6 protein-coding genes are annotated in these 8,306 nt (G+C 41.3%); 1 reads left to right on the top strand and 5 read right to left on the bottom strand.

What is annotated here, in order from left to right:
• Window positions 1–583: 583 nt before the first annotated feature.
• From B3K42_RS01700 to B3K42_RS01680, 5 genes are all read right to left on the bottom strand, one after another.
• Complete coding sequence (locus tag B3K42_RS01700; RefSeq protein WP_110991288.1) at window positions 584–1,606, bottom strand: hypothetical protein; 1,023 nt, start codon at window positions 1,604–1,606, stop codon at window positions 584–586.
• 1 nt (window position 1,607) lies between these two features.
• Window positions 1,608–2,507, bottom strand: a complete 900-nt coding sequence (locus B3K42_RS01695; RefSeq protein WP_110991289.1) for a hypothetical protein — start codon at window positions 2,505–2,507, stop codon at window positions 1,608–1,610.
• Between the two features lie 620 nt (window positions 2,508–3,127).
• On the bottom strand, window positions 3,128–3,280 hold the full coding sequence (locus B3K42_RS01690; protein WP_110991290.1) for a DUF4062 domain-containing protein: 153 nt from the start codon (window positions 3,278–3,280) through the stop codon (window positions 3,128–3,130).
• Between the two features lie 53 nt (window positions 3,281–3,333).
• Window positions 3,334–5,676, bottom strand: coding sequence for a TIR domain-containing protein (locus B3K42_RS01685; protein ID WP_292596465.1), 2,343 nt, complete (start codon window positions 5,674–5,676; stop codon window positions 3,334–3,336).
• Between the two features lie 20 nt (window positions 5,677–5,696).
• Window positions 5,697–7,427 (bottom strand): hypothetical protein, encoded by a 1,731-nt coding sequence (locus tag B3K42_RS01680; RefSeq protein ID WP_292596463.1) that lies wholly within the window; start codon window positions 7,425–7,427, stop codon window positions 5,697–5,699.
• A gap of 190 nt (window positions 7,428–7,617) precedes the next feature.
• Here B3K42_RS01680 and B3K42_RS01675 point away from each other — a divergent pair.
• On the top strand, window positions 7,618–8,306 hold a 689-nt coding region (locus B3K42_RS01675; protein WP_292596461.1), incomplete at its 3' end, for a toll/interleukin-1 receptor domain-containing protein.

Below are 8,306 nucleotides of genomic sequence, written 5' to 3'. Positions count from 1 at the left end.
GTTCATATAATCTGAGGAAGAGCCACTTATATTCTGCAGCAAACACTTCAGCGACTCGTTCAATATCAGATCAGAAAATATATCAGTGTCAGTCAATGTTTCTCACAGATGATTCTAGTTCATTCCATGGCTTAATGCTATCGCTAATCATTAGAATATTCACTAGATCTTTGTCTTCATTACCGTTCTTTGTCAATCACTGCAATTACCAGTACTTATATTCTGCAGCAAACAATCTGTCGCCCAAGTAATTTTCTGACTCTCTCATGCGCTTTCGATAATAAAATCATTGACTTACCCAATTTTACGAATCATTTGACTTGTTTCCATACATTTGGGAAGAACCGCATCTACTTGCCAAAAAGCCCTAAAAACAACCCGCCTCGATAACTCACAGATTATGCACTACGATGAATTCGAAATAGCGACCAAATTCTGACACCTAAAGCGCGAAAGAAGGTCGAAAAAGCGATGGAACTTTCATGAAATAAATCGGTAAGACATAAGTGAAATTATTAGGCGAGCATAATAGTCTAACTCCATCCGCTAAAAGGAATCTGAACAAGGTATCTATTGATATTATTTACCAGTTGCTTTTCAGAAGTCTAGAGAGTACCTTTTCTATCAAGTTCTTAAGATCATTTTTTCTTTCGGGAGAATAGCCAAACACTCTTTGCATATGGATATCGAAAGGAATTTCTGAAGCTAAGGAATTTGATTTATCTGTTTGACAAATCAAGATTACTGGCTTTTCAAATGAGTGAGCAACTCCTAGCTCATACATAACATTGGGATTTGATCCAGATATATCCGCGATCACAACTCTTGAAGTTCTTATTGAGTTCAACATTCTATCATAAATGTAACCAATATCAATTGATTGGTCTGATCTGACGGGCTCAAGATACAATGATCGCACAGCAGGTGCTATTTGAGAGAAGTAAAGCTCGTCAAATAATCCCCCATAAGGCATAGCAACAAAACAGAATGGGTTCAAGACTTGTTTCATCAATCTTATGACTGTCTCAGCAAGAATTTGTGTGTGAGTTAACCCTGAAGTAAGTATCTCATATTCAAAAGAAGAACGGCTGATTGAAAAACATTCTAATATTTCGTTTTCGTACGTATACCATGTTTGTCGGGACGCACCGCCTGTACAAGGAATAGGAATAATCGGTTTATTCATGGCAATAGAGAGTTCAAGAAGAGTCTTTAGGCCTTCAAGGCCTTCAATCGTAATAATACCATTAGCCTTTATCACTAAGTCAAATCGACGAAGTGCTGGAGTTGATCTTTTTGATATTTCAACCTTACCGATTCTATGCATTAAGTGGTCAGAGTTTATGGGATGAAGAGTGAGGATTTTGCTTTTACTGGACAAACCTTTATCTTTGAGGTACTCTTGTGCTCCAAGAGCAGAAAAATAGTCTATGGCGGTAGATTCCTTAGAATCATTGATGCTCATAGCACCGCCATTAAAAAGAATCCAGTTTTGCTCTTCAACTACTCGCTTGCCAATTTCCTTTGCAAGGGCAATCTTGGGCTCTATATCACACATAATCTTTTTGCTTCCGGAAACGTTTATGTACTTATAGTACTCTCTCAAATTACAGGTCTCTCCTATTGTTTCCGTCTACTAATACAGGACTGAGGAAATCTCCAACATCTCCTGTGGCCAGTCTTGTTTTGCCTGTCTTAGATTTGTTCGTTGCTCGCAAGTCTTTATTTATACTAAATGTTAGCGTACTGCAGTACAAATAAACGTCAAATCCTAATGCTCTTGATGCGGAGAAAATATTCAAGACTCCATACAGGGAGGCAAATGGGGAGTATATATTAACTACCTCTGCGGGAACAGAAAGATCATGCATAAGAGCCAGCAAAGCGATTACAGTTAGGCCAGACACAATTCCTGCATCGAATAACTCGAAACACGTGGCCTCTAATAATTGCTTGTCAATAGTCAATTTTTCCAGGGCAACTATGTGCAGTTCATCCAATCTTTTTGCTTCAACGAATTTCCTTTTAGTTTGCACTTGGAAGAGTTGGTGTCTGACATTCTCTACAAATCTACCGGATCTTAGTGGTATCAAAGAAAAATTAACGCTCTTAGGAGGTTTGTAGTATGATGAGAGCATTATGGCTGTAAGCTTCCAAAATGCTTCTTGATACCTCCTCTTGGTAGACTTGTTCTTTACTCCTATTTCTGCAATTTCAGATATTTCTGAAGTTAGTTCTTCTATTAAGCATTCTTCTTTACAATGGTCAAATTGAAAAACCGTTAGGTTGTTCGACCGAATCAAATTGTCAAAATATCGATCAGCGCTGAGGGTTGTTTCTCGAATTGCTTCAACGGATCGTTTGTCAAACTCCGCTACATAAAAAGGTGTGCCTTCTTTAAATGTGCCAAGAATCTTTTCATAATCATGGTGCTCTGTACTTATTTCTTTGATTCTTGGTAATCCTAAAACGCGAAACCCTAGAAGCGTATCAGATAATTCTTTCATCCTTAAGTCCTCCGCTTTCCTTTGCTCTTTTTCATAGATGAGAATTGTGCGATTTGATAGAAACGTACAGTAGTCTTCAAATGCAAATGAACTCATGTTCTCTTGACCGTAGTAACTAACTAACCACAGTGCAGTTCCTAATTACAGTTTCAAAAAAGTCTTATGTAGGAAATTGAAACAAGAAAAACCAGCATGAAACATATAACCTGATCTACCAGGTAGGACAACACAATTAACAGTTAACAAGTAAATTATAATCAACTTCCGGCTAGAATAAAATAAACAAATGAACTCTTCTCTCGAAACTTGAATCAACAGAAGCAATAACTCTAGCGTTGAATGACTTCTGAGTTTTTTGAAGCCCCTATTGTATATTATGTATTGTAGTGAACCTCATAGGGCTTAATAGCAGATTTCACGAAATTAAGGATTAATGACTTGAATCGGCTAATTGAAGTATTATGGTCGATCTAGCAGCGGGATATATTATTATTAAGACTGCTATTCTCTGATTTTCTGTATATTAAACTGAGATTGTGTGAGAGGTTCTGACAACGTGAGATCTCGGAGAGGCATATCTGCAGTGTTCTCTAATCTTTTTGTACTTCGTCGCTCACACCCTAGCAGAGGTCGATATCCTGAAAGCTGGCCCCTTGTCTTTCGCAGTATTCCCTCAGTCTTGGGAAGACCTTCTTCTGGAGAACATTCCTTTCTCTCTTCATATCCAGAAAAGTAGAACTAACAAAGATCCGAAAGACCTTTCTTATTACCATTCATTGTCCTCCTTTTTGCTATGGAGAAGTCACAGGGACTACTGCGTGTGCGGTTACAGTGAGAAGATCTTTCTTAATGTGTTAAGTTCAAGATGACTTACACCGGCATCTACAAGTGATTTGGTTATTGATTTTGCTTCCATCACGAATCCTCTTTTCTCTTCTTCATTTGTAGTTACTCTCGAGATATCCAGAAGCGCAAAGGCCAGACTAATGTATCTATCGACAATTCTAGGCTCCTTTTCCACAAGCAATCTCCTTATTTCAAGTGTTCTGCGATAGTACTCGAGGGCCTTCTTCCCTTCGCCCAGTCCCTCGTGTATTCTGCCAACGTCGTTCAGGCTCACTCCCAGGTTTCTCTGCAGATTTTCGTCTTCTGGGTCTTTCTCCAAGAGACTTTCATAAACAGCCAGTACTTTTTCATGCACAAACAAACACCAGAGACTCTTTCCCCTATTCTCGTGTTTTTTTCCAAGTTCGTTCATTGTATCTGCCAGAGATTTGCCGATCGCAGACGGTGATAGCTCTATAATTATCTTCTTCAGCCTTTCTTCCTTGTCGAAATCGTATCTTTCTATTACATGGTCACAGACGTTGAAGAAGACAACGGTCTTCCAAACTTTCTCTTCGCTTGATTCAACTGTCTCTTTCAGCAACTCTTCAAGCTCTTCATCCATTCCGGCTTCGTAGAGATGGATTTCAAGGTTTTTTACGACGTAGTCCTTATCAGTTTCGTATTCTTCTCTGTCCATGACCTTTCTGTATTTCTCTGGCCCGTATTCAGCAAGTCTTTTGTGCCCTTCTTTCTCGCTAACATAGTATCGAAATGACCTGTCCTCGCTTGCAAGCCATTCGGTCAGCGTACTGTGGAAGGGAATTATCCTGTTTTCGTTTCTCTCGAATAGAGAACCCAGTCTTCGGATTATTCTCAAGATTTGAGTTTCTTTGTGTCCCAGAACTTCAGACAGCAATTCAATATCGGGAGGCTCTACCGTGGCGAGAATCAGTTCAAGAACCGGGGAGATGTTCTCGCAGTAATCGTCCTCGTCTTTGAACTTGCTGCTGAAGTACGTGTAGTATATCTCTCCGAGTTTCCCGGGGAAGTTACCCACATCTTTCAATGTAAGAGCCTTCTCTTCGAGCGCTTTCATGAAGGCATTGACATATACGAACAGCCCTTCGCTCTTCTGGAGTATCTCCAGTATTATCTTCTCCTCGTCCATCCCCTCTTCCAGATAGGGTTTCAACTTCATCTTGAGATACTCGCGTATGTCTCTTTCGTTTTCCTCCAAGGCCGAGTCGAGTTCGCAGGGGTTCGTCACTCCCTGGAGTTCCGCGTTTATCCCGGCTTCGGATCTGCTCGTTACTATGAACTTCAACCAGGAAGGAGCCTTCTCCAGCTGTCTGGCTATGAGCCTCGCTATCTCGTTGTCTCCGCTTTCTTCACTGGCTTCGTCAAGCCCGTCTATCACTACTGCCAGAGCCTTTCTATCCTTCATCCCAGCCCTGTGGAGAGGAAGGATTACCAGGTTGTAGAAGAGATCGTTCGGATCGTTTTTGTACTCTTCAAGATAATGCTCCACTGGTTGAGATAACACCTCTAACTGCTCTCTGTACTCCGGAATCTGCGTACTCAAGTAATAGACCAGTGTGTGTATGAACCTCACCGGATCTCTCTTCTCTGTGGAGTCGCTTCTGAAGAAGTGGACGGCAACGACCTCGTACATCGTGCTCGCGAGCCATGAGCTAATCGCCGTCTTTCCTATACCCGGCTTCCCCTTTATCCAGAAGACCTGTTTGCTTCCCGGCCTCTTTCCTTCAAGCCATTCTTCTATCTCTTTTTTTAGCCATTCTCTTCCGGTGAAGTCTTTCAGGTGTCTCAACATATCCGGTCCGAAGTCAATCGGGTTGAGTACTTTCAGGAGGTTCTTTTCAAAACCTTCGAAGTCCCAATTCCTGTCTTCAAGTGCGGCCAGGAGTCTTTCGAACTTGACGGAATAGGGGGTATTCTCACATGAAGGGAAGCACTCCTGCATATCCAGCCATTGTATTCTGCAGATGGAGAGGGGAGGTTCGCTCATCTGAACCATAACGGGGAAGATGGAGAGCTCTTTCATCATGGCGGAAGTTAGTTCGTTCAGACAGAAACCGTCCGGCCTTCTCACTGAATGGGGAGTCATGAGATAAAGGAATCTCGCTCTGGATTTGTCCTCTGTCAGCCATTTGAGACCATCTTCTATGTAAAGCTCGAAGTCTGTGCCCGGCCTAATCCTATCCCTGTCGAACCAGACCTCATGGCCTCTCTCTTTGAGATCGTTCTTCATTCTCTCTGCGAGCTCGGCGTATTCGTCATGGCCGTAGCTTATGAATATTCTTAATGGTGACTTTTCTGGCATAGTCTTGCCCCTCCTATAAATCACAGCTTCAAAGGAACAATCTTCTTTCCGATTTCCTTGAAGACATTATCAATGTTTCTCAAAACAACCAGATCCTTTTCTCTGTCTTTCTCGCTCAGTTCTTCCCAGGGACGTATGTCAACATGTATTTTCAGTTGGTCTCTGAGTTTTCTGTCCAGTTTCTTTCCATGGACGTAACCATTTATGAGTTTCCTCGCGAGCCATCTGTTATGTTCAACCTGAGCAAGTGTCTGTTCGTTTTCAGGAAGGATCGCCTTGAAGTCAGCGGGATCTCTTGGATCATCTGTCGATACGGCTTCGAGACCAAGCGATCTTAGCTTCATAGACAGATGCCGTGCTGCATAACGGTTTTCATCTTTGAAGTAGTCAGTCATTCTGCTCCATTCGACTTCAAGCTCTTTCTGAGGTAAGCGAGAATAGACGTTGTGAATCTGCATTGCAAGATCATCACATTCTTCTTCGTTTTTTATTGAAATGCCAGTTGGACAAGAACATGAAATGCCTATTGCCTTCAAAGTATCAAGAGACTCCTTCATTATCTCTGAGCCCTGGTAAGATGAGACGTCCACGAGCACTATTTTGGGAATCTCCAGATTTTCTTTTGATTTGAAGAAGAGCTGCCTCAGCTTTCTTGATATGAAGTCTATCTCCTGAACCTTTGGCCAAGTTATGAAACACAATGATACATTCGAAAGCAAATTTGGAGCATCCATTTCAAGAAAAGTAAGCAAATCGATAGACTGGATGTCAATCACTCGGTTTAGTAAAGGGCAAATCCTTAGTAGATCTCTGATCTTTTCATCAACATCACAGTCAATCACAGTAACTCTCAGCTTCTTCATGTTGTTGAAGTGGTACATTTGGGCTGCTTCTAGAACTATCCATTGCCCAAGAGCTTCAAGACCAAATAGGGCTATCTCGATTTGTTTTTTTCCCGCCGTTTCTATGAACTGATCCGGGCTGAAACTATCTACAGTCTGTGCGGCCATTCTTTGAAACACGCTGAATACATGAACGTCTATTCCTATCGAGGGATCCTCCCCTTTGTAGCCTTTGAAGGTTTCGTATGATTTGAAGTCTTCAATCTGAAGCCAGATCTCTGTACTACTCCGTTTACTCTTTCTGAGTAAAAACTGCTCGATGTTCTTGAGCAATCGCATATTTATCGAGTCGTCGTTAGTTGCCAGTATTATATGAGCGGCTTTATTGATCGCAGAGATATTCAAAATGTCAGTATCCTCAAGATTGCCAACAATGACTGGATTTTCTTCAAAAGTGTTGCAAACATAACTCGGTGTACTTGAGTTCTTTAACAATACAAGTTTGCTACTTGGATAATCGGCTTTCACACAACTAAGAAGATACTTGCAGGTTTCTTCACAACCGAAAACTACAACATGGTTTCTATAGAAAAGCCTTACTTTCAAGGATGTCGCAAAGCTTCTAACGACAGAAAATACAAGTGCTATGAATGCAAATAGGGTTATCCAGGGAGCGGTTATCCTTGCTATATCGAGGATCAAAGGAATTTCATAATCTCCTAGGTTAAGAATTTTTGCAAACCCTGGGAAAAATGTCTTCCATCTGAAGAGTCCGAGAGTGGCTTCCAGCAATCCAAGAATCGACATATCTTTGCCGGCCAAATCGAAGAATCTCATCCAACCGAAGAATCCAAGAACGAAGATGAGAGCTGCAACCGCACCAAGAATCAACCATTTTCTCAGTCTCAAACAAGCCACCTCCGGAGGAATTCCAGTGTGAGAACCTTTTTCATGAAACTGGATACTTATGACATTATTGTATAATAATGATCATAGATTATTACTTTTGTTACACTTCAAGCGGCACTAGTTGCAACAAGATAGCCGGATGATGAACGAGTTGACAGGACTTCAGTAGGTATATCGAAGAGGTGTAATGATGACAAGCAACTCTTCGCAAGACTGGCAAGTATTCATATCCTGCAAAGTATCGGACGAAAATGATGAGTACACAAGGGACTGGTATATTGCGAAGGAGCTTTACGAGCTTCTGAAAGCGAATTCCATAAGAGTTTTCATGAGCAGTTTCTCGATTGAGGAACTGGGAGAAGCAGCATACAAAGAAGTCATAGAAGAAGCACTCGACAAGGCACTTGTAATGGTAGTTGTTGGAACGACGAAGGAAAACCTTAATTCCAAATGGGTCAAATATGAATGGGACAGCTTTCATAATGAAATAATAAGTGGAAGAAAGCTCAATGGACAGATTGTTACGGTGACCGATGAACTAACTAACGCCGATCTTCCCTATGCACTCAGACAGAATCAGTCTTACAAGACTTCTAGAAAGGCAAGGCTACTTAATTTCATAAAGCGAAAACTAGAATCCTTTGATTCCCGAGAATCAATTCCAGTGGAAGAGATTGAAGAAGAAAAGGCAGAAGAAACATTTCGTGAAATCCAGCAAGAAGCCCCCGAAGAAAAGACAGATGAAATTGAAGAGGTCGGATCAAATAGAACTGAAGAAGATGAAAATCTGGAGACTGGCGACAAAAGTAGTGAAACATCAATGGATATATCCGAGCATGAGCCAGAGGAAGCCTCAGCAGATAAGATTAGCGAGGAAAT

The organism is Mesotoga sp. UBA6090, assembly GCF_002435945.1.
Lineage (GTDB): Bacteria > Thermotogota > Thermotogae > Petrotogales > Kosmotogaceae > Mesotoga.
This window is presented reverse-complemented; position numbering and strand designations above follow the sequence as displayed.

What these genes read in the sequence shown, in the direction of transcription:
- B3K42_RS01690 (WP_110991290.1), bottom strand. Translation starts at nt 3,280, where the DNA reads ATGGTAATAAGAAAGGTCTTTCGGATCTTTGTTAGTTCTACTTTTCTG.
- B3K42_RS01685 (WP_292596465.1), bottom strand. Translation starts at nt 5,676, where the DNA reads ATGCCAGAAAAGTCACCATTAAGAATATTCATAAGCTACGGCCATGAC.
- B3K42_RS01695 (WP_110991289.1), bottom strand. Translation starts at nt 2,507, where the DNA reads ATGAAAGAATTATCTGATACGCTTCTAGGGTTTCGCGTTTTAGGATTA.